Annotated in this window: 17 protein-coding genes; 14 read left to right on the plus strand and 3 right to left on the minus strand. The window is 72.4% G+C overall.

Translation table 11 applies throughout. The features are described 5' to 3' along the window. Nucleotides 1-22: 22 nt before the first annotated feature. Together ABD709_RS13475 and ABD709_RS13480 are read left to right on the plus strand one after the other, a co-directional pair. Nucleotides 23-865: an SDR family oxidoreductase gene (locus ABD709_RS13475; protein WP_344776212.1), complete on the plus strand. Its 843-nt coding sequence runs from the start codon at nucleotides 23-25 to the stop codon at nucleotides 863-865. 75 nt (nucleotides 866-940) lie between these two features. Continuing rightward, complete coding sequence (locus ABD709_RS13480) at nucleotides 941-2,338, plus strand: glycoside hydrolase domain-containing protein (RefSeq protein ID WP_344776213.1); 1,398 nt, start codon at nucleotides 941-943, stop codon at nucleotides 2,336-2,338. On the opposite strand, the gene ABD709_RS13485 is transcribed toward ABD709_RS13480, so the two are convergent. After that, nucleotides 2,325-4,874 (minus strand): CARDB domain-containing protein, encoded by a 2,550-nt coding sequence (locus tag ABD709_RS13485; protein WP_344776215.1) that lies wholly within the window; start codon nucleotides 4,872-4,874, stop codon nucleotides 2,325-2,327. The genes ABD709_RS13480 and ABD709_RS13485 overlap by 14 nt on opposite strands. A gap of 117 nt (nucleotides 4,875-4,991) precedes the next feature. After that, nucleotides 4,992-5,429: a VOC family protein gene (locus ABD709_RS13490; RefSeq protein ID WP_344776217.1), complete on the minus strand. Its 438-nt coding sequence runs from the start codon at nucleotides 5,427-5,429 to the stop codon at nucleotides 4,992-4,994. Between the two features lie 176 nt (nucleotides 5,430-5,605). Here ABD709_RS13490 and ABD709_RS13495 point away from each other — a divergent pair, with 176 nt between their 5' ends. Next, a complete protein-coding gene (locus ABD709_RS13495; RefSeq protein ID WP_344776219.1) occupies nucleotides 5,606-5,749 on the plus strand; it encodes a hypothetical protein in 144 nt (47 codons plus the stop codon). A 305-nt stretch (nucleotides 5,750-6,054) separates the two neighbouring features. Then, complete coding sequence (locus ABD709_RS13500; protein ID WP_344776221.1) at nucleotides 6,055-7,365, plus strand: helix-turn-helix domain-containing protein; 1,311 nt, start codon at nucleotides 6,055-6,057, stop codon at nucleotides 7,363-7,365. A 5-nt stretch (nucleotides 7,366-7,370) separates the two neighbouring features. On the opposite strand, the gene ABD709_RS13505 is transcribed toward ABD709_RS13500, so the two are convergent. After that, nucleotides 7,371-7,499, minus strand: a complete 129-nt coding sequence (locus ABD709_RS13505) for a hypothetical protein (protein WP_344776223.1) — start codon at nucleotides 7,497-7,499, stop codon at nucleotides 7,371-7,373. Between the two features lie 607 nt (nucleotides 7,500-8,106). Between ABD709_RS13505 and ABD709_RS13510 the strand changes: the two genes are divergently transcribed. The 10 genes from ABD709_RS13510 to ABD709_RS13555 all read left to right on the plus strand — a co-directional run bounded on the left by ABD709_RS13510 (nucleotide 8,107) and on the right by ABD709_RS13555 (nucleotide 19,830). Then, nucleotides 8,107-8,625, plus strand: coding sequence for an RNA polymerase sigma factor (locus ABD709_RS13510; protein ID WP_344776225.1), 519 nt, complete (start codon nucleotides 8,107-8,109; stop codon nucleotides 8,623-8,625). After that, a complete protein-coding gene (locus tag ABD709_RS13515; protein ID WP_344776227.1) occupies nucleotides 8,622-9,227 on the plus strand; it encodes a hypothetical protein in 606 nt (201 codons plus the stop codon). Before ABD709_RS13510 ends, ABD709_RS13515 begins: the two co-directional genes overlap by 4 nt. Before the next feature lie 6 nt (nucleotides 9,228-9,233). Continuing rightward, nucleotides 9,234-11,834, plus strand: coding sequence for a CHAT domain-containing protein (locus tag ABD709_RS13520; protein ID WP_344776229.1), 2,601 nt, complete (start codon nucleotides 9,234-9,236; stop codon nucleotides 11,832-11,834). Between the two features lie 42 nt (nucleotides 11,835-11,876). Next, complete coding sequence (locus ABD709_RS13525; RefSeq protein WP_344776231.1) at nucleotides 11,877-12,302, plus strand: hypothetical protein; 426 nt, start codon at nucleotides 11,877-11,879, stop codon at nucleotides 12,300-12,302. Between the two features lie 173 nt (nucleotides 12,303-12,475). Next, nucleotides 12,476-13,363: a hypothetical protein gene (locus ABD709_RS13530; RefSeq protein WP_344776233.1), complete on the plus strand. Its 888-nt coding sequence runs from the start codon at nucleotides 12,476-12,478 to the stop codon at nucleotides 13,361-13,363. Next, entirely contained in the window at nucleotides 13,344-15,053 is a 1,710-nt protein-coding gene (locus ABD709_RS13535) for a dynamin family protein (RefSeq protein WP_344776235.1), read from the plus strand. Before ABD709_RS13530 ends, ABD709_RS13535 begins: the two co-directional genes overlap by 20 nt. A 48-nt stretch (nucleotides 15,054-15,101) precedes the next feature. Then, nucleotides 15,102-16,622 carry a GTPase gene (locus ABD709_RS13540; protein ID WP_344776237.1) on the plus strand — a complete coding sequence of 507 codons (1,521 nt, stop codon included), beginning with the start codon at nucleotides 15,102-15,104 and terminating at the stop codon, nucleotides 16,620-16,622. Nucleotides 16,623-16,718: 96 nt separating this feature from the next. Then, nucleotides 16,719-17,408, plus strand: coding sequence for a sugar transferase (locus tag ABD709_RS13545; protein ID WP_344776239.1), 690 nt, complete (start codon nucleotides 16,719-16,721; stop codon nucleotides 17,406-17,408). 23 nt (nucleotides 17,409-17,431) lie between these two features. After that, entirely contained in the window at nucleotides 17,432-18,475 is a 1,044-nt protein-coding gene (locus ABD709_RS13550) for a glycosyltransferase (RefSeq protein WP_344776241.1), read from the plus strand. An 8-nt stretch (nucleotides 18,476-18,483) separates the two neighbouring features. Next, the gene (locus ABD709_RS13555) at nucleotides 18,484-19,830 is read left to right on the plus strand and encodes a tyrosine-protein kinase domain-containing protein (RefSeq protein ID WP_344776243.1); all 1,347 of its coding nucleotides are present in this window, start codon (nucleotides 18,484-18,486) and stop codon (nucleotides 19,828-19,830) included. Nucleotides 19,831-19,835 lie beyond the last annotated feature (5 nt).

Raw genomic sequence — 19,835 nt, forward strand, 5'->3', positions numbered from 1 at the left:
GAGTGCCGTCAGACTCTGCGGCATGGCAGAGCTCAGCGGCCGGACGTTCTTCGTCACCGGCGCCAACACCGGGATCGGCAAGGAGACCGCGCGCGGGCTCGCGGCGCGCGGCGCGCGGGTGGTCATCGCCGGGCGCTCCGAGGAGAAGACCCGGGCGGCGATGAAGGAGATCGCCGACGACACCGGCAACACCGACCTCGACTTCGTGCCGCTCGACCTCGGGGACCTGGGATCCGTGCGCCGGGCGGCCGAGACGTTCCTGGCGACGGGCGAGCCGCTGCACGTCCTGATCAACAACGCCGGCCTGGCGGGCTCGCGCGGGATGACCGCGAGCGGCTTCGAGCTCGCGTTCGGCACGAACCACGTCGGCCCGTTCCTGCTGACCGAGCTGTTGCGCGACCGCATCGTCGAGAGCGGTCCCGGCCGGATCGTGAGCGTGTCCAGCGACGGGCACTACCGCGCCAAGGGCATCGACTGGGAGGCGGTACGGCGCACCTCGGTCACCCGCACCGCGTTCGACGAGTACTGCGTCTCCAAGCTCGCCAACGTGCTGCACTCCCAGGAGCTGGCCCGGCGGCTCGCCGGGACCGGCGTGACGACGTACTCGCTGCACCCGGGAGCGGTCGCCTCGGACGTCTGGCGCGAGGTCCCGTTCGGCGTACGGCACGTGATGAAGCTGTTCATGCGATCGGTGACGGACGGCGCCCGGGCCTCGCTCCACTGCGCGACGGCGCCCGAGCTGGCGGACCGGACGGGCCGCTACTACGACAACGAGCGCGAGAAGGAGCCGTCGCCGGTGGCGACCCCGGAGCTCGCCGCCGAGCTGTGGAAGCGGAGCGAGGAGTGGGTCGCGCCGGCCCCCTGATTCGTGAGTTCCGGCCCGGGCAGGGACGGCCCGTGCCTACGATTCTCCGGCCCTGTCCTCTCCTGATGGATGCCCATGCGCCTCCCCGGCCGTCCCGCGCCCCTCGTCGTCGCCTTCGCGACCTTGGCGCTGTTCCTGGGGGTGGTCGCGGTCGTCGGTCGCGGACCCGACGCCGGGCCGGACGCCGGGCCGAGGGCGTCGAACCACGCGAAGGGCCGCCACGGGGTGGCCGGTCGGCCGGCGCCACCTGCGCCGCCGCCGGCGGACCGGTGGAGCGGCTACGCGTTCGACGCGTGCCGCGCGCCCAGCCAGTCCGTGATGGACCGCTGGCGGGTCAGCTCGCCGTTCACCGGCGTGGGGATCTACCTCGGCGGGATCCATCGAGCGTGCGAGCAGCGGTACCTGACCGCCGGCTGGGTGGACCGACAGATCCGGTCGGGCTGGAAGCTGCTGCCGATCTGGGTCGGCCCCCAGGCCTCCTGCACCGGCTACGACCACCGCATCGACGACCGTCCGGGTCCCCGTGACGGCTACGGGGCGGCTCGCCTCGACGGCGTCCACCAGGCCAGGCGCGCAGCCGACGCCGCGGACGCCCTCGGCCTGCCGCCGGGCGAGGAGATCTTCTACGACTTCGAGCCGTTCGCGACAAACCTGCCGAAGTGCCGGTGGTCGTCGCTGGCGTTCCTCGAGGAGTGGACGAAGGAGATCCACCGCCGAAGCTACCGCTCCGGCGTCTACTCCTACGTCGGCTCCGCGATCTCCCTGCTGAGCCGCACGCATCCGAGCTACGTGCGGCCGGACGCCGCCTGGTACGCGTGGATCGACCGGGCCGGGAACCTGCCCCGGCAGTACGTCACGGACGCCGCGTCCCTGCGCACCAACCGGGTACACCAGTTCGCCCTCGACACCCGGGTGGAGTTCGGCGGCGTCCCGATGGACATCGACTGGGACTACGTCGACCTCGGCACCAGCACGACACCCGCGTCCGCGGCCGGGTGCGACCAGCGGGCCGCGCGGGTGCGGCCGCGGACGCTCGCGCCGGGCGCCCGCGGGCCGCTCGTGCGCGTGGCCCAGTGCCTCGTCCTCCGCGGCCAGGTGCACCCGCTGAAGGCCAGCGGCCGGCTCGACGGGCGGACCCGGCAGGCTGTCGTCCGGTTCCAGCATGCGAACGGCCTGCACGCGACCGGGACCGTCGACCGAGCGACGTGGACGTCGCTCCTCGCCCGGGGACGGACTCCCGTGCTCGGCAAGGGTGCGACCGGCGATGACGTACGCCGCCTGCAGCGCGCGCTCAACGTCGCCCTCGACCGGCCGCGGCTCCGGGTCGACGGCGACTACGGCAAGGTCACCGCCCGCGCAGTCCGGCACTACCGCGCCCGGCTCGGACTCCGGCCCGACTCGGTCGCCACCGCCCGCGTCTGGCACGCCCTGGCGCGCGGCAAGGTCCTCGGTCGGTCGGTCAAGGGAGGGTGATCGTGCCGGACACCGTCGAGGTGAGCACGTGCTTGCCCAACCCGTCCTCCCACTCGACGGTGCCGCTGCAGCTGATCCGGTAGTCGTCCGACCCGGGGGACACCGGATCGAACTTCCACCAGAAGTTGCCGCCGGTCTTCGGTGGGCAGCCCGGTACGCCCCAGTGGTCGGGCGTCACCTCGTCGGAGCTCTGGCCGGTGCACTCGGAGGCGAAGTGCTTGGTCGCCGTCACCGGGAGCACGAAGATGAGGGACACCCCGACCTCGTCGCTCCCGGTGGCGTCGGGATCGTGCACGGCGAAGGTCTGCTGGTCGTCGAAGTGCCCGCTGCCCGCATCGGAGACGTCGCCGGTCTCGGTCCCACAGTCGCGATAGGACTCGGAGTGCCAGGTCCGGTGCAGCTCGTAGGTCGACGCCGGGTCGACCCAGAACGTCCCCGGGTCGCTGGACGTCGGCGACTCGAACGCGAGCCCCAGGGTCCCTCCGCCGGTCTCGTGGGTGCGGCCCACGACGCCCTCGGGCTTCTCGTCCGTGGTGTCCTCGGTCCAGCTGAACGTGATGTTGCCGGTGCAGGTGGCACCCGCCCGAGAGGCGGCCTTCGGGGCCACGTCGGGGCAGCCGCAACTGGCCTTGCCCTCGACGGTCGGCGCGAAGTCGATGGGCGCCGTCTGGTTCGCGTTGCCGAAGATCAGCACCACCGAGGTCACGCGCTTGGTGCCGTCGTCGATGCAGATCGTGGTCGTCGGCTCGTCGGAGAGGTTGACGACCTTGGTGCTGCCGTCGTCGTACTCGATGACCGCCTGGAGGCTCGCGTCCTTCTCGCCGGCCTGGTCGTTGGTGACCTCGATCTCGGTGACTCCCTTGTCGAAGTCGAGCGCGAGGTACTTCGTCGCCAGGTGCTCGACGTGCACCTTCGGGTGGTGGGTGCCGACGGCGATCCCCTGCGTGCCGACCGTCCTGGCGCCCTCCGAGAGCTGGTCCCAGTCCTTGAAGTCGTGGACCGGGTCCTGGTTCCAGAGGGCGAGTGCGAACTCCGGCCACACCGCGTTGAAGCCGTCGCCGGGCAGCGCCGCGTTCACCGCCTCCGTCGGTTGCAGGGAACCGGCGTTCTCCCAGACGTGCCGGACGAAGTCCACGTCGCCGTGCCTGGCCTCGAAGAGCGGGAAGAGGTAGGAGCCGTAGTCGTGCCCGGCCGGCTTGGTCGCGTCCAGTGATACGTCGGGACGCTGGAAGTAGAGCGTCGAGGACAGGTGCTCGGTGTCGTCCGGGGCGAGCCCGACGGGGTAGAGCGGGTCGGTCGCGTAGTCCTGGATCCACTCAGCCGTCATCTCCCGCAGCCACGACGACGCCTGGCAGCCGCTGGCGCTCGGCATCCCGAACTGGATCATGTGCAGCACCTCGTGGGCGAGGTAGGGGTCGATGCCCGCCCACGGGGCGGGCTTCGTGCGCGGCCAGAACATGTGCGTCGAGGTGCCGTCGCCGTCGCAGCCGCCGTCGGGGAAGGTCTCCGCGGTGCTCGTGTCGACGAGGGCGATGTCGATGGCGTCACTGCCACCACCGCAGAGGCTCCCGCCGTCGGGCTTGATCGTGTGCCCCATGTAGTCCGACAGCTCGGGAAGGATGCGCTTCTCCAGGACGTCGGCGATGTGCTTGGCGAGGGTCTCGTCGCCCGGGTACTTCTTCAGCCACCAGACCCGGAAGGACCCGTCCGTGGTGTCCTCGTGGCCCCACGACTCGAACGCCGGCTGGATGCTGCCGTAGCCGCTGCACCACGGCGAGTCGAGCAGCGAGTCCCGCCCGGCCTCCTGGGCCCGCCCGGGTGTCGCAGGCGTCCAGTGGCTACCGGGGTAGAAGGCGGGGATCAGGAAGGGGCGCAGCGTGTCCTGGGTGGCGGGGGAGAGCGTGTCCCAGCTCTCCGCGGCCTCCGGAAGCGCGCCCTCCTCGACGCCGTTCGTCGCTCCGGCGTACTTCCCCGGCAGCCGGGGGTCGCCGAAGTCGGAGAACACCTTGTAGACCAGGCCCTGCTCCTCGGTCAGCGTGCCGCTCGCAACATCTGCGTCGATCAGGTCGTGGCTGGTCATCGGTGCCGACACCGCGAGCGAGCTCGAGACCTTGCAGTTGTTGATCTCGTTCGTCTCCGCGACCCGGCGCTTCGCGTCGGCGCACGCGATCACGTAGTAGCTGCCGACCCCGGCCGACGCCGGCACGTTCACCGACACCTTCCCCGACCACGACCCGCCGGGGGAGAGGGACGGGACCGCAAGGGTCGGCTTGAGCGCGGTGTCCCCGCCTGCCGTCCGGTCGGTCGACAGAGCGAGCCGCACGACCGAGGCAGACGCCTTCGCCTTGCCGCCGTTGTGGACCTTGACCCGGACAGCCGCAGCGGTCCCGGCCTCCACCGAGGCCGGCGTCCGCACCGAGGCGACGACGAGGTCGGCCTTCTTGGCGTGCCCCTCGGCGGACGCCCCCGCTCCCGCGGGGACGGTCAGCGCCGCCGCCAGGGCAGCGCACGCCAGCAGGCGCAACGATCGAGCCATCGGTCCTCCTCGTCGACGATGTGCGCGCCATTGGACCCGCTGCCGCCTTCCCGCGTGGTGTCATTGCGGAAAGTTCGTCCCTGAGGACGACGCCGGCGGCGCCGGCTCAGCCGTGGCTCAGTCGAGGCAGAACTCGTTGCCCTCCGGGTCGCGCATCACGAGAAACCCCATCGACATCGGCGGCTCCGGCTCGAACCGCTGGAGGCGAGTCGCCCCGAGCGCGACCAGGCGCTCGCACTCCGCCTCGAGCGCCGCCATCCGGGCATCGCCCTGGAGACCAGGGGCGGCGCGGACGTCGAGGTGGACGCGGTTCTTGGCGACCTTCCCCTCCGGCACCCGCTGGAAGAACAGCCGCGGCCCGCGGCCCGCAGGGTCCTGCGACGCCGATGCGGCGTTGCGCTGCTGCTCGGGCAGCGACGCCGAGAACTCCTCCCACGACCCGAAGCCCGGCGGGGGAGGCGGGTGCTCGTAGCCGAGCACCTCGTTCCAGAACAGCGACTGAGCCCACGGGTCGGCGCAGTCGAAGGTCACCTGGACTTCTCTCACAGCGGCCATGGACCGCACGCTAGGACGACCAGCCGACATCGGTTCGGCGCGTCTGCGGCAATCAACCCCGCCGACGGCCTCGGGGGGCTCATGATGACCAGACGGATGTGGACAAACGCCCGTCGAGTTTCGGGGCTCCGACGAGCGAGCATCATCCCCGTGGAAACCAAGAGGAGGTGGACGGCATGACCGCAGCGATCGACGTCTCGTCGCATGCCGACTGCCGCTTCCCGTCGTGCGAACAGGTTGCCGTCACTCCCGGCGGCATGTGCGAGGTGCATCGCCTCGTCGTCGTGTCCAGCACCGGGTCGTGGCTCGAAGCCGGGTGAGCGACCCATATTGGGTATCACTGGACTAGACCAGTCGCGCAAGGGTTTTCCGGGCATCGGCACGTGGCCGTAGGGCCCCGACGGCACTGATCCATGAGGTCATCGGCCCTCGGTGCAAGTGATTCCGCCGCCATCGAGCCGTCTCGGCGCGGAATCCGTCGTGATCCGGGCCTCGGCCTGAAAATCGCCTTGCAATTACCCGACTTCCGCCGCGGATTCGCCTACGATTCGTCGGAGTGAGTCAAGTGGACGCGCGGCATGGGGAAACGCTCAGAACGATCGACACGGTCGTCCTGGGCTCTCGTGTGCGCGCAGCACGCACCGCCTGCGGCTGGAGCCAGGGTGACCTCGCCGGCGACGACTTCTCCATCGGCTACCTGTCCCGGATCGAGACCGGCTCCCGACGGCCGACGATGAAGGTGCTCACGACGATCGCCGAGCGCCTCGGGCTCAGCGTCGAGGAATTCCTGCAGGGCGCGGCCAGCGCCGAGCTCGAGGAGATCCGCCTGGGCCTGAGCTACGCCGAGCTCGCCCTGCAGAACGGCGAGGCACTCGACGCCGAGCACCAGGCCCGCCAGTACGTCGACCGTGCCACAGGCGCGTCGCTGTCCGATCTCGCGCAGCAAGGACGGTTCCTGGTGGCGCGGGCGATGGAGTCCCTGGGCCAGCTCGACGAAGCCATCCTCGAGCTCGAGCGCCTCTTCGACGACTCGAGCGGTCTGTCCGCCGTTCGGTGCGGGATCGCCCTGAGCCGTTGCTACCGCGAGGTCGGAGACCTCAACCTCGCGACCGAGATCGGCGAGCGCCTCCAGCCGATCCTCGAGACCAACGGCCTGAACCGGACCGACGAGGCCATCCAGCTCGCCATGACCGTCGCGCTGGCCTACATCGAGCGCGGCGATCTCAGCCGTGCGGCACGCATCTGCACTGAGGCGATCAAGACCGCCGAGGAGGCCGCATCACCCGCCGCGCGGAGCGCGGCGTACTGGAACGCCAGCATCGTCTACTCCGAGCGGGGCGACACCCAGTCGGCCCTGGCCCTGGCCAACCGGGCGCTGGCACTGCTGGGGGAGGGGCAGGACGCTCGCAACCTCGCCCGGCTGCGCCTCGAGCTCGGTCGCCTGCACATGGACCTCCAGCCGGCCGACGTGAGCGAGGCGCTCCAGCACCTGGAGCGCGCGAAGATCGAGCTCCGCGACACGGGAGCGAGCGCCGCCGAGCTGTCGCACGGCGACGTGCTCCTGGCCCGCGCTCTACTGCTCGGTGGTAGTCGCGAGGCCTCACTCGAGGCCGCCGATCGAGCCTGCGCGGCAACCCCGGACGACGCTCCTCTCGCACTCGCTGAGGCGACTTTGGCTCGCGGGGAGGCGCTCGCGGAGCTGGGACGACGCGACGAGGCGCTCAGCGCACTTCACCGGACAGCCGAGCTACTCGCCGGCCTGGACGGCACGGACCGTTGGGTTGCGCAGGCTTGGTGCGAGCTCTCGGAGTTGTTCGAGGCGCTCGACGACCTTCAGGCGGCACACGCCGCGCTCAAGAAGGCGGCGTCGTCGAGCGGCCTCCGCGTGCGCGGGCGCGATCCGATCCGCACCCGCGCCGCGACGTCTATCGACTGAGCCGGTTAGCAGCAGCCGACCGGCCGCACGTTCTGCACCTGCTGCGCGGCGTCGGCCGGCGCAGCGGCGCCCAGCGCGAGCACAGCTGCTAGTGCGAGCGCGGTGGCGCTGAGCGTGATGCGGAACTTCTTCATGGGGTTCTCCTCTGTGCTCCGAGTGGCGGTGGATCCGAGGGGTCTTCAGGGTATTACCAAAATGTTGTCAACTCTTGGTAAACCTCTTGATGCATCCCCGGCAAGGGGTGTTTAGTTAATTTCCGACGGGGTGGTCACGCGAGGAGAGCCACGGCATCGGGCGCCGTGCTCGCGGGACTACTCGGTCCTCGAGAGCGAGATCGACGCACTCGTCGGGTCGCGACCCCGCTCCATCGGCGGGGTCGTGACACCGCTCTGACCGGCGGACGACGTCCATGCATCACCGGTGGGCGGGTGAAAGGGTTTTGATCCCTCGCCCAACAAATAGGAAAAAGATCCTTGTCGGGCGGCCGATGGCGGAGTTAGCGTGCCGGTCTGACCCGAGGGCCTCGTGCCCGGGTCCGACCGAAAGCTCTCTCGGCCGGATCATTTGATCCAAGGTGCTTGGTCCCAAACCTCGGGGAACGTCGTGCTCCCTTCGTTCCCCACAACTGCACACTTGGGGATCAAGATGACGCCTATGAGCGAGCGCCCGACTCGCACACCCGCGCTTCGTCTCGCCGACAGCGCACATCCATCCGGTCCACCGGCGCCGCAGAACGGCCCGGTGACCGATGCCGACCTGCTGCGCCGGTGCCGGCGCCGCGACGCGGACGCCTGGAACACCCTGGTCGGCCGCTACGAGCGGCTCGTCTACACGGTCGCCCTCCGCAACGGCCTCAGCGCCGAGGACGCCGCGGACGTCACCCAGGCCACGTTCGTCGCGCTGGTCGACTCGCTCGACAAGCTGCGCGACGAGGAGAAGCTCCCGTCCTGGCTGATGACCGTCGCCCGCCGCCAGGCCTGGCGGACCCGCAACCTGAGCCGGCGCACGACCCCTCTCGAGTTCGCGGCCGAGGGGACGACCGACCCGTTCGCCGACTGGGCGACGATGACGGCCCTCCACGACGCGCTCGCGACGCTCGGCGGCACCTGCCGCGAGCTGTTGCTGGCGCTCTACTTCGAACCGGACGCACCGAGCTACGCCGAGATCGCGAACCGGTTCGGCCGGTCGATCGGTGGCATCGGCCCGCTCCGCGGGCGCTGCCTCGACAAGCTCCGCGTGATCCTGGGGGACGAGTCGTGAGGGCGGCACGTCCGTCCTTCACGGACCTTCTCGACTGGGTGGAGGGCCGGCTCGTCGCCGAGCGCGCCGACGCCGTGACGGCGTACGTCGCCACCGCCGACGCCGGCACGACCGAGACCGTGCAGTGGATCCGCGACTTCGTCGAGGACGCGCGCTCGATGCCCCTCCAGCAGCCGCCCACCGAGCTCAGCGAGCGCCTGCGCGACGTCTTCGTCGGGCTGCACAACCCCGAGCTCTCCAACGACTGGTCCGACGCCTCGCTGCTCTACGACACCCGGATGGGAATGGCGGCCGCGGGCGTCCGGTCACTCGACGACGACGGTGTGCACCTCGCCTTCGAGAGCGAGCTCGGCCGCTTCGTCCTCGACGCGACCAACTCCGGTGAGGGGATGGTCGACGTCCAGGGTCTGGTGGTCGTGGAGCGGGGCGAGCCGACAGGGATCGACCTGGCGTTCCTCCAGGCCGGCAGCCTGCGGCGTGCGGCGCGCACGACGGCCGACGGCCGGTTCGAGGTGCGCGGCGTGCCCACGGAGGTCGACGAGCTGTGGCTCAGTTCCGGGACCACCCGCGTGCGGGCGGTCCTCGACCTGCAAGGCCCGTGACGGCCGATGACGACCCTCGGGAACCCCGCCTCGACGGCGGGAACAGAAGTTGATCGGCTCATCGAGTCGGCGGCGGCCTACAGCCGGCGCGACGCGGAGCGAAGCGCGGACCTGCTCGACCGTGCGGAGACCGCGCTCAGCGGACGTCGGGACTTCCGACGCACGGCGCTGCTGAGCGAGATCCGCGGCGATCTGGCCGTGCGGCGGGGACAGCTCGGTGACGCTGCCTCCGCCTTCCGGCTGGCCCGCCGCAACTGGCTGGCCGTCGCCAAGCGGCTGGAGGCCATCCGCGCGACGATCGGGTCCACCGAGGTCCAGCTCTTGCTCGGTGAGTTCGAGGAGGCCGAGGCTGCGGTCCTCCGGACCCAGGGTGAGCTCGCCCAGGAACCGCACGAGGACGGCCGTGTCACGCGCCTGAACGCCGACTCGCAGCGGCAGCTCGCGGACGCCCGTGCGCGCATGGGTCACATCCCGACCGCGAACCGGCACTACAACACCGCGGAGAACCTCTACGCGGCGCTCGGCGACTACGACGGGATCGCCCAGGTCCACCTGGGGCGTGGTCTCGCCGCTCTCGACGCCGGGCTCGCGCACAACGCGGTGCTCGAGCTCGATCGCGCCCGGGCGATGTTCCTCGCGGCGGGGGCGGACCGGCCGATGCCGGTCCTTCTGGTGCTGATGGCCGAGGCGCTGTCGTCGGCCGGCCAGGTCGGGCGAGCCCTCGAGCTCCTCGACTGCTTGCAGCCCGACCTCGACAGCCTGTGGGACACCGGTGCCCACCGGGTCGCCCGGTCGCACGCGCTGCTGCGGGCCGGCTTCACCGCCGAGGCCCACGCGGAGGCGCGCGCCGCCCAGGAGGACTTCACCGAGATCGGTGCGGTCGAGCACTACGCGCGGGCGACGCTCGCATGCGGCCGGGCCTCCCTCCAGTGGGGCCGGGCGAACGCGGCGGCGGGCGAGCTCGCGGTCGCGGAGAGCCTGTTCGAGGAGTGCGGCAGCAACCTGATGCGAGCGCGGACCTGGCTCGCCCAGGCCGAGCTCGCGATGTCCGTCGACGACATCGACGGTGCTCGCGCCCTCTGCACCCGCGTCCTGGCCGAGGAGCTCGACGACACGGTCCCCTACGTGGGCGTCCAGGCCCGGATCATGGCCGCGCGCGTCGAGAACCCGGAGGCGGCGTCGCTGCTGCTGGACGGCGCCGCCGAGCTCGCGAGCCGGACCGGCCTTCCCGAGCTGAGGATCAGCGTGCGGGTCGCCAGGGCCCAGCTGCAGCGGCGGCTCGGCGAGAGGGACGAGGCGATCGACTCCCTGCGCGGTGCGATCGCCGCGGGGCGGGCGTGGCAGGGCGACCTCGGAGAGCGCGGCGCCGGCACCTGCTGCCTCAGCGAGGGCACCATGGACCTGATCGCGATGCTCCTCGAGCGCGACGACCACGCGGGCCGCGTCGAGGCGTGGCGACGCGCGCGCGCCGTGAAGTGCGACACCGTCGTCCCGTTCGCCGAGCGCACCCGGGGCTCGGTGCCCTCACCCGACGACGAGGCGCGGCATCGACGCCTCGACCAGCTGATCACCGAGACCATCCGGGCGACCAGCTCGGCCGGCATCGTGACGGAGGAGACCCTCCCGAGCGTGCCGTGGGGCTCGATGATCGAGTACTTCGTCATGGGTGACGACGTCGTCGCCTTCGTCCTCCGCGACGGTCAGGTCGACGCGCGCGTGCTCCGCGGGGTCGCGCCGGAATCGCAGCGGCTGGTGCGGTCCTGGCAGCAGGAGTGCCGGCTGATGGCAGCCGGCTCGGCCGACGACTGGACCACCTCGTCGCCGTCGCTGGACGGGCTGTGCGAGATGCTCGTCGCGCCGATCGCGAACCTCCTCGCCGACCTGGACGAGGAGCTCCAGATCATCGGCCACCGCCACCTGAACGCCATCCCCTTCGACGCCCTGCTCGACGAGGTCGGGCCGTGGTACTCCCAGCTGGACGGCGGCCTGCCGCTCCCGTCCGCGCCGCGGCCGGCCGCCGACCCGCCGACCGACCTGGCGATGCTGGTGCTGGCCGTCCCCGACGAGAACGCCCCCCTCATCACCGCCGAGGCGGAGATGATCTTCCGGACCCTGCCGTCCGCGGAGATCGTGCTCGGCGCCGACGCCGGCCGCGAGGCACTCGCGCGGCGGCAGGGCGCCGCCGACCTCGTGCACTTCGCCTGCCACGGGGTCTTCCGCCAGGACAGCCCGCTGTCCTCGGCGCTGCGGCTGGGCGACGGCTGGCTGCTCGCCAGCGACATCGTGACCGAGCGGCTCGGCCTCGAGGGGTCCGTCGTCGTCCTCAGCGCCTGCGGCTCCGGCCTGTCACCCGACTACCTGTCCGAACCGGTCGGACTGGCCTCGGCGTGCCTGGCGGCCGGCGCCCGCGGTGTCGTGGCGGCACTCTGGCCGGTCGACGACGCGGTGACCCTGGAGCTGATGACCCACTTCTACCGCGGCATCGCGGAGGGGGCCACGGTGTCCTCGGCGCTGCGGCAGGCACGCCGCTACGTGTCCGAGCGGCACCCGCATCCCTACTACTGGGCCGCCTTCCGCTACATCGCCGCGCCGCCGGAGGAGATCTGACGGATCAAACCCGGTCGCCCGGTGCACTAGCCCAGGGTGAACGTGACGCCGGACGACGGCGGGGACTCGACGTGGCCCCCGAGCTTTCCGCACCTGGAGATCGACCGGCTCATCGACCGCCTCCAGAGCGGCCGGACCGCGGACAGCGCCGAGGCGTACCGCCTGCTCGCGCTGGTGGCCCAGGAGGCGCAGCGTCTGCGTGCGACCGCTGTCCGGCTCGCGACCGCGAAGCTCTCCGAGGCTGACCGCGAGGCCCGGCGGATCGTCTCCGAGGCACAGGGGCACGCCGACGAGATGCGCGAGGTCGGCCTCACTGTCCTCAACACCCGGTTGGACGAGGGCGAGCGGCTGCTGGCGACCCTGCGCGAGGCGTTCCACGTCGAGCGCCGGTCGTCCGAGCTCGCGCGCTCCGAGGAGAGCCAGGGCTGGTCGTTCCGGCCGCTCTCCGACTCCGGGGACGACGAGTGAGCGTCGGCGGCAAGAAGCCGGCACAAAGTTCGGCAGCCGTGGATCAATCGACCGCCGCTCCGCACTAGTCGGACATGTTCAGTCGCTCCGGTTCTCCGTCTGAAGGCGAGCTGCCTGGCTCGGACAGCGCCGAGACCCCCCGCTCCGACGCCGCCCGTGTATTCGACCAGGTGATGAGCGAGCTCCAGCCCCCTGGCTCGCCCCCGACCGATCCCGACGTCGCCAGTGTCACCGCCGCGGCGCAGGAGCATGCCGCCACGCTGCGCGCGACCCGGGAAGCCCATCAGGAGGCCCAGCAGATGCTGGCCGTCGCCACCGAGGCGCGACGGACCGCGGCCGACGAGGCCGAGCGGATCATGCTCGAGGCCACGGCCGCCGCGGAGCGCGCGCGGCAGGAGCTGGCCGGCTGGGCCGCGGCCCAGCGAGCCAAGGTCGACGCGCTCGCGGCCGACCTGGTGGAGTCCGCGAACCGCGACGCCGACAGCATCCGCGCCGAGGCCCTGCGCACCTCGATGGCCGAGGCGGAGGAGACCTCCCGCGCCTACATCGCCGACGCGGCCGAGAGCGCGCGTCGCGACGGCGAGGAGATCCGCGGTGAGGCGCGCAACGTGCTCAACCGCGCGACCGAGCTCGGCGAGCAGGTCGCCGACACGATCACCGACCTCACCACCGCGGTCGCCGACATCCTCGAGCGACTGCTGGCGGCGCGGGACTCCATGGACCAGCTGCTCTCGGAGAATCCGCCGCCCGTGTCCCTCGACGAGGAGCTCGACGACATCGATACCGACCTGGGCCTGACCGACGCCGGCGAGGTCGGCATCGACGCCGAGGCCGACGACCCGGACGATCTCGACGAGCTGACCTCCGACGCCGCCGACGACACATCCGAGGTCGGGACCGGGGACGGCGGGACCGAGGACGAGTCGATCTGGGAGGCGGCCTACGACGACGTCGACGAGACGAGCACCCCGGCAGGAGAGGCCGACGAGGACGGCTCGGACCAACCGCGCGACCGCCAGCTCGGCTCGATGTTCCGTCGTCATGGCCAGCGTGGCGACTGAGGAGCGCGTCCGCGACGTGACCGGGGCCGGACCGGCGCCGAGCACGCGGGCGACGCCCGAGCTCCGCTCCGCCGTTGCGGGCCTGCAGGCCGCGTTCGACGCGGCCGGCCTGCCGCTGGACCTCTCCGGGGTCGCTCCGGTCCGCGAGGAGCGGGACCGTGTCGTCGCGCAGATCGACGACTACCTGCTGCCCCGGCTCGCCGGGCTCGACGGGCCGGCGCTCATCGTGGTCGGCGGCCCCACCGGCGCCGGCAAGTCCACGCTGGTGAACAGCCTCGCCGGGCGCGCCGTGACGACGCCCGGGCTGCTGCGCCCGACGACCCGGTCGCCCGTCCTGGTCCACCATCCCGCGGACCGCGAGTGGTTCGGCCCGGAGCGGGTGCTGCCGACGCTGGACCGCGTGGACCGCCCGACCACCGACCACGAGTCGCTGCAGCTCGTCGCGAGCCCCACCGTGCCCCGCGGCGTCGCGGTGCTCGACGCGCCCGACTTCGACTCGATCGACGACCGCAACCGCGAGCTGGCCACCACGCTGCTCGCCGCCGCCGACCTGCTCCTGTTCGTGACGTCGGCGGCGCGCTACTCCGACCAGGTGCCCTGGCTCCAGCTGTCGCTGGCGCTCGAGCGCCAGACCGCCGTCACCGTGGTCATGAACCGCGTCCCTGCCGAGGACATGGCCACCGTCTCACCCCACCTGACCAGGATGCTCCGCGACAGCGGTGTCGCCGCGGACGCCGTCTTCTTCGTCGAGGAGGGAGCGATCGGTGACGGCGACCGGCTCCCCGCGGAGTCGGTGTCGCACCTCAGGGCCTGGCTCGACGCGTTCGGCGCCGACGCAGCGGCCCGCCGGTCCGCGGTCCGCCAGACCCTCGGAGGTGCCGTACGCCGAGCCGTCCGCGTCGCCGCGCCGGTGGCGGACGCCGCTGCGCTCCAGGTCGAGGCGGTCAGCGAGCTGCTCACCGTCGCCGACAAGGTCTACGCCGGCACGGCCGAGTCCCTCCGCGGGGCGCTGCACGACAGCACCCTGGTCCGGGGCGACCTGATGGTCCGCTGGATGGACCTGGTCGGCAACCACGACCTCGAACGGCCCGACGACACCCTGGCCACGGTCCGCAAGCAGCTCGCCGGCCACGACCCCGGTCTCGGCACCCGGCTGCAGCAGCTGGGCCAGGCACTCGACCTCGCGCTCGAGACGCTTCTCGTCGACCACGCCGAGCGGGCCTCGGCGGACGCGAGCCGGCGCCTGCGTGCGACCACGCACGGCCGGGCGCTGCTCGACTGGAGCACCGAGGACCTGTCCCGTCCCGGCCGCGGCCTCGGCTCACGGGCTCGCAAGACCATCCGTGGATGGCGGCACCGGTTCGCCGACCGCGTCGCCGAGGTGCTCGGCGACGACGCCGCCGGGCCGGGCCGCGAGGGCCGGGACGCGCTGGCGCTCGCGCTGGTGATCCATGCCGTCTCGACGCCTCCTGGTGCCGGCGGCCAGGAGCAGGAAGGGGCGGGTGCTCTCGTCGCCGAGGCCCGCGACGGGGTCGCCAAGACCCTGACGGCCGTGCTCGCGGAGGACCGCGACCGGTACCTCCAACCGGTCCTGGCCTGGAACCTCGCCCCGGACGCGCCGGGGCGCCTGCGCGCAGCCGCGCGCGCCGCCGCACGAACGCTGGACCGTCACGAGAGACGAGAGGTCTGAGACATGCTCGGTCGAGGTTTGGGCTCATCGCTGGCAACGCCGCCCCGGGTGCGGACCCGGGGGAGCAGCCTGCAGCCGCGTCTCGACGGCCTCGACGCCGCCGTCGACGCAGCACGCGGCCGGCTGGACGACGAGCTCCTCGACTCCGTGGAGGCCTCGGTCGCCCGGTCGACCGGACGTCTGCAGATGTCGGCCGCGCACACGATCGTGGCGATCGCCGGGTCCACAGGATCGGGCAAGTCGACGCTGTTCAACACCCTCGCGGGTGTCGAGCTCTCCGCCTCGGGTGCCCAGCGCCCGACGACCTCGAAGGCCAAGGCTCTGGTCTGGACCGACGACGACGTCGAGGACATGCTCGAGTGGCTCGGGGTGCCTGCCGCCGACCAGCACCGGCGCGCGGACCTGTCGCCCGCGCCCACCCGCTCGCGACTCCCCGAGGGCGTCATCCTGCTCGACCTGCCCGACCACGACTCGCTCGAGGTGGCCCACCACGAGGAGGCGCAGCGCGTCGTCGAGCTGGCCGACCTGTTGATCTGGGTCGTCGATCCCCAGAAGTACGCCGACGCGGCGATCCACCGCCGCTTCCTCCAGCCGCTCGCGGGCCACCGCGCCGTGACCATGGTCGTGCTCAACCACGTCGACAACGTCCCGGAGGAGCGCAGGCCGGGCATGCTGCGCGACCTGCGCAAGCTGCTCGTGGCCGACGGCATCCGCGACCCGCGGATCCTCGCGACGAGTGCGCGCCACGGCACCGGCATCAAGGAGCTGCGCACCGCGATCCGGCGTCGGGTCGAGGAGAAGCAGAACGCCGCCCTGCGCGTGGAGGCCGACATCCGCTCCGCGGCGGTCCGCCTCCAGGACGCGGGCGGCGACGCACCGCTGACGATCCCCGACGTGTGGGTCTCCGACCTCGAGCGCCGGGTGGCCGCGGCCGCCGGTGTGAACGGCCTGGCCGCCTCCGCCGAGCGGACCGCGCGCGCCGAGGCCCTGCGCCGGATGGCGCCACTCCGCAGGAACCGAACCGAGACGACCGGCAGCGAGCCGGGGATCCGACGACTGGGACCGGTCGACCGACCGGCCGTCGACAACGCCGTGCGGGCGTTCGCCGACAGCGTCTGCCGCGATCTCGCTCCTGCCTGGGCAGACCCCATCCGGGCAGCCGCCACCGAGGGGCTGAGGGAGACCGACGACCGACTCGACGGGGAGCTGTCGTCGCTCCGCTTTCAGCTGCGGCTGCCCGGATGGCTCACCGCGCTCGGCGTCGCCCGCGCCCTCGTCGGCGTCTGCGTGCTCGCCGGGCTGCTCTACGTCGCCGCCTCCGTCATGGGCGGCGCGTCGACGACTCTTCCCGTCGTCGCGCTGGGCGTGACGACGCTGGCCGGAGCGGGCGTCGTGCTCGCCGGCCGGACGGTTGCCGAGCGCGTCGGCGCCGAGCAGGCCCGCACCGTCGAGGACGCCTGCCACCAGGTGATCGCCCGCGTCGTGCGCGCGCACGTCGTCGCGCCCGTGAGGGGCGAGCTGGCGCCGTACGCGCGGTTCAACCGCGGCGTCGCAGCCGCCAAGCAGTGAGGGATTTCCCGCTTTCCGGTGGATCAACCGCGCTCCGCGTCGGCACCTGTTGTCCGTGAAGGAACAGCCCTCACCGTTCGAGGAACGGAGCCGCCGATGAGCGTCGCACGGGTGCCCATGGACCCGCAGGACCTCACCGCCGCGACGCCGCAGCTCACGGTCCTCCCGGTCATCGACGCAGGACGCCACGGCCGGCTGAGGCGAGCTCTCGAGGTCACCGTCGCCGCCGTCGCACTGGTGGCACTGCTCCCGCTCCTGCTCCTGATCGCTCTCGCCGTGGCCGTGACGAGCGAAGGCCCGGTGCTCTTCCGCCAACGCCGCGTCGGCGTCGCCGGCCGGCCGTTCGAGATGGTGAAGTTCCGCACGATGTGCGTCGATGCCGACCGCCGGGCGGCGGAGGTCTTCGCCGAGCGGAACGACGCGTCCGGCCCCCTGCACAAGCGGTACGACGACCCGCGGGTCACCACCGTCGGCCGGTGGCTGCGCCGCTACTCCCTGGACGAGCTGCCCCAGCTGTGGAACGTCCTCAACGGGACGATGGCGATCGTCGGTCCGCGCCCCGCGACCCCCGAAGAGGTCGCGCAGTTCAGCGCGCGGGACCACGGACGGCACCTGGTCCGTCCCGGGATCACCGGCGTCGCCCAGGTGCGCGGCCGCAGCGACCTCCCGTGGGAGGACGCGATCGGTCTCGACCTGCACTACGTCGAGCACCGCACGCTGCGACTCGACCTCTGGATCATCCTCTGCACCCTCCCGGCGGTCCTCCGTGGCCGCGGTGCCTACTGACCGCCACGTCCATGGAGACCCTGATGCCGTTCCGTGTCCTGCACGTCGTCGAGTCCCTCGGCGGGGGAGTGCTCACGTCCGTGCTCGCCATGGTGGACGCGACGCCGGGGCTGGAGCACCACCTGGCCGTCTGGCCGCGCCGCTCGCACGCCGACACCGGCGACGACCTGGCCGCCTTCGCGAGCGTCAGCACGCTGTCCCACCACGCCGTGCGGGCCGTGGTCGACCTGCGCGAGCTGGTCGGCAGGCTCCGGCCCGCCGAGGTCCACGCGCACTCGTCGTACGCCGGCCTGCTGGCCCGCGTCGTGCGGCCGAGCACCGGCGTCGTCTACAGCCCCCACTGCTTCGCGTTCGAGCGCGCCGACCTCGGGTCGACGACCCGCCGTCTGGTGCGCCGGGTCGAGCGCTCGCTGGTCGGCCGCACCTCGGTCCTCGTGGCCTGCTCGCCGTTCGAGGCCACCCTCGCCGCGGAGCTCGGGCACCGCGAGGTCGTCACGGTCCCCAACCGAGCCCTCGACCTGCCCGACGTCCGAGCTCGGTTCGCCACCCCGCTGCGGGTGGTCACCGCGGGCCGCGTCGGCCGGCAGAAGGACTGGCGCTACCTGCTCACGGTCAAGGGGTACCTCGAGGAGGTGCTCGGCGGCCGGGTCGAGTGGGAGTGGCTCGGCGGCGGCGACGAGGCGGGGGAGGACGCCCTGCGCGAGCACGGCATCCACGTCACCGGCTGGCTGCCGCGCGGTGACGTGGTGAGGCGCCTCGCCGACGCACAGGTCTACGTCCACACCGCGGCGTGGGAGGCCGCACCCATCAGCATCCTCGAGGCGTCCGCGGTCGGTCTGCCGATCGCGGCCAGGGGCATCACGACCCTGGTCAGCCTCGAGGTCCCCGGGACTGTGGCCACCGCCGCGGACCTGGCGGCCCGGATCGTCGGCCTCGGCGACCCGAACACCTGGGCAGCCGAGCAGCACCGCTCCCTGGTCTTCTCCTCGGTCCACTCGGCCGACCTGCAGCGGGACCGGCTGTACGCCGCGTACGGCCACGTTCCCGCAGAGCTCGCACTCAGATAGGAATGCACATGTCCACGACACTCGTTGCCAGTCCCGAGCAGCAGGACGGCTCGGCTCCGACGGCCGTACGCGGAGGGTTCCGTGTCCTCAGCGGCCTGCTGTGGCGCCGCAGGTGGACCGTCGCGCTCGTCTTCGTGCTCGTCGCGAACGCGATCGCGGCCGGGCTCGTCGTCGCCGACCGTCACTACACCGCGCCGGCCGAGATCGCTGCCACGCCGCAGCAGGACCTCTCCTCCACGGCCGCCAGCTACGACGACCTGCTCGGCACGGTCGCCGACGTCGCGGAGTCACGCCCGGTGCTCGAGGAGGTCGCCTCCCGCGTGTCCGGCCGCACCGCCGACCAGCTCAGCGACGAGGTCGACGCCCACGTCGTGCCGGGCACCGTGATCGTCGAGGTCTCGGTCACCGACACCGACCCCGAGAAGGCTGCCGCGATCGCGAACACGATCGTCGCCCTGCTGCCCGAGCACGACCCGAGCAACGGGCTGTTCCAGTACCACGTGACCGAGGACGCGGTCGTCCCCGCCCACCCGAGCTCGCCGAACATCCCGGTGACGCTGCTCGCCGGACTGGTGCTGGCCCTGCTGCTCGCCGTCGCCGCAGCGGCCGTCGCCGACCGGGTGTTCCGCACGGTGACCGACCCCGACGAGATGGGCGAGGTCTCCGAGACAGCCGTCCTCGGCGTGATCCCGAAGCCCGCCGACCCCCAGGGCATGCCCGCGATCGACTTCTGGGCCGAGGAGTTCCAAGCCATCCGCGCGCTGCGGATCGCCATCGAGTTCGCGAGCGCCGAGGATCCGACCCGGCTGCTGGTGGTCACGTCCGCGAGCTCGTCGGACCCCTGGGCCGGCTGGACCGAGGTCAACCTCGCCGCTGCGCTGGCGGAGGCCGGTCACCGGGTGCTGGTGGTCAACACCAGCCGCGACGACGGCGGGGTCCACCCGGCGCTCGAGGCCCCCGGCGAGCCGGGCCTGTACGACGTGCTGAGCGGCGAGACCGCGCTCGAGGACGCCGTCCGCGAGGGCCCGGCCGAGGGCGTCGACGTGCTCCCGCTCGGCGACGCGCACCTCGCTGCGCCCAGCCTGCTGGAGATGCGCTTCCGCGGTCTCCTCGACGACACCGAGGACGCCTACGACGTGGTGATCGCGCACGCCGCCCCGGTGTCGAACTCCGAGGACGCGCGGATCATGGCGATCCACGGAGCACTGCTGCTGACGGTCCCGTCGGGCGCCGTGCACCCGCGCTACGTGCGGCGGGCCGCCGATCACCTGCGCAGCATCCGGTTGCGGATCCTCGGCAGCGTGTTCCTCGGGGTCCGGCCGTCCCGCCGGCCGCGGCGCGCCCGTACGGCGTGAGGCAG

The organism is Nocardioides panacisoli, from assembly GCF_039537325.1.
GTDB lineage: Bacteria > Actinomycetota > Actinomycetes > Propionibacteriales > Nocardioidaceae > Nocardioides > Nocardioides panacisoli.

What these genes read in the sequence shown, in the direction of transcription:
- ABD709_RS13475 (WP_344776212.1), top strand. Translation starts at nt 23, where the DNA reads ATGGCAGAGCTCAGCGGCCGGACGTTCTTCGTCACCGGCGCCAACACC.
- ABD709_RS13480 (WP_344776213.1), top strand. Translation starts at nt 941, where the DNA reads ATGCGCCTCCCCGGCCGTCCCGCGCCCCTCGTCGTCGCCTTCGCGACC.
- ABD709_RS13485 (WP_344776215.1), bottom strand. Translation starts at nt 4,874, where the DNA reads ATGGCTCGATCGTTGCGCCTGCTGGCGTGCGCTGCCCTGGCGGCGGCG.
- ABD709_RS13490 (WP_344776217.1), bottom strand. Translation starts at nt 5,429, where the DNA reads ATGGCCGCTGTGAGAGAAGTCCAGGTGACCTTCGACTGCGCCGACCCG.
- ABD709_RS13495 (WP_344776219.1), top strand. Translation starts at nt 5,606, where the DNA reads ATGACCGCAGCGATCGACGTCTCGTCGCATGCCGACTGCCGCTTCCCG.
- ABD709_RS13505 (WP_344776223.1), bottom strand. Translation starts at nt 7,499, where the DNA reads ATGAAGAAGTTCCGCATCACGCTCAGCGCCACCGCGCTCGCACTAGCA.
- ABD709_RS13520 (WP_344776229.1), top strand. Translation starts at nt 9,234, where the DNA reads ATGACGACCCTCGGGAACCCCGCCTCGACGGCGGGAACAGAAGTTGAT.
- ABD709_RS13530 (WP_344776233.1), top strand. Translation starts at nt 12,476, where the DNA reads ATGAGCGAGCTCCAGCCCCCTGGCTCGCCCCCGACCGATCCCGACGTC.
- ABD709_RS13535 (WP_344776235.1), top strand. Translation starts at nt 13,344, where the DNA reads ATGGCCAGCGTGGCGACTGAGGAGCGCGTCCGCGACGTGACCGGGGCC.
- ABD709_RS13545 (WP_344776239.1), top strand. Translation starts at nt 16,719, where the DNA reads ATGAGCGTCGCACGGGTGCCCATGGACCCGCAGGACCTCACCGCCGCG.
- ABD709_RS13550 (WP_344776241.1), top strand. Translation starts at nt 17,432, where the DNA reads ATGCCGTTCCGTGTCCTGCACGTCGTCGAGTCCCTCGGCGGGGGAGTG.
- ABD709_RS13555 (WP_344776243.1), top strand. Translation starts at nt 18,484, where the DNA reads ATGTCCACGACACTCGTTGCCAGTCCCGAGCAGCAGGACGGCTCGGCT.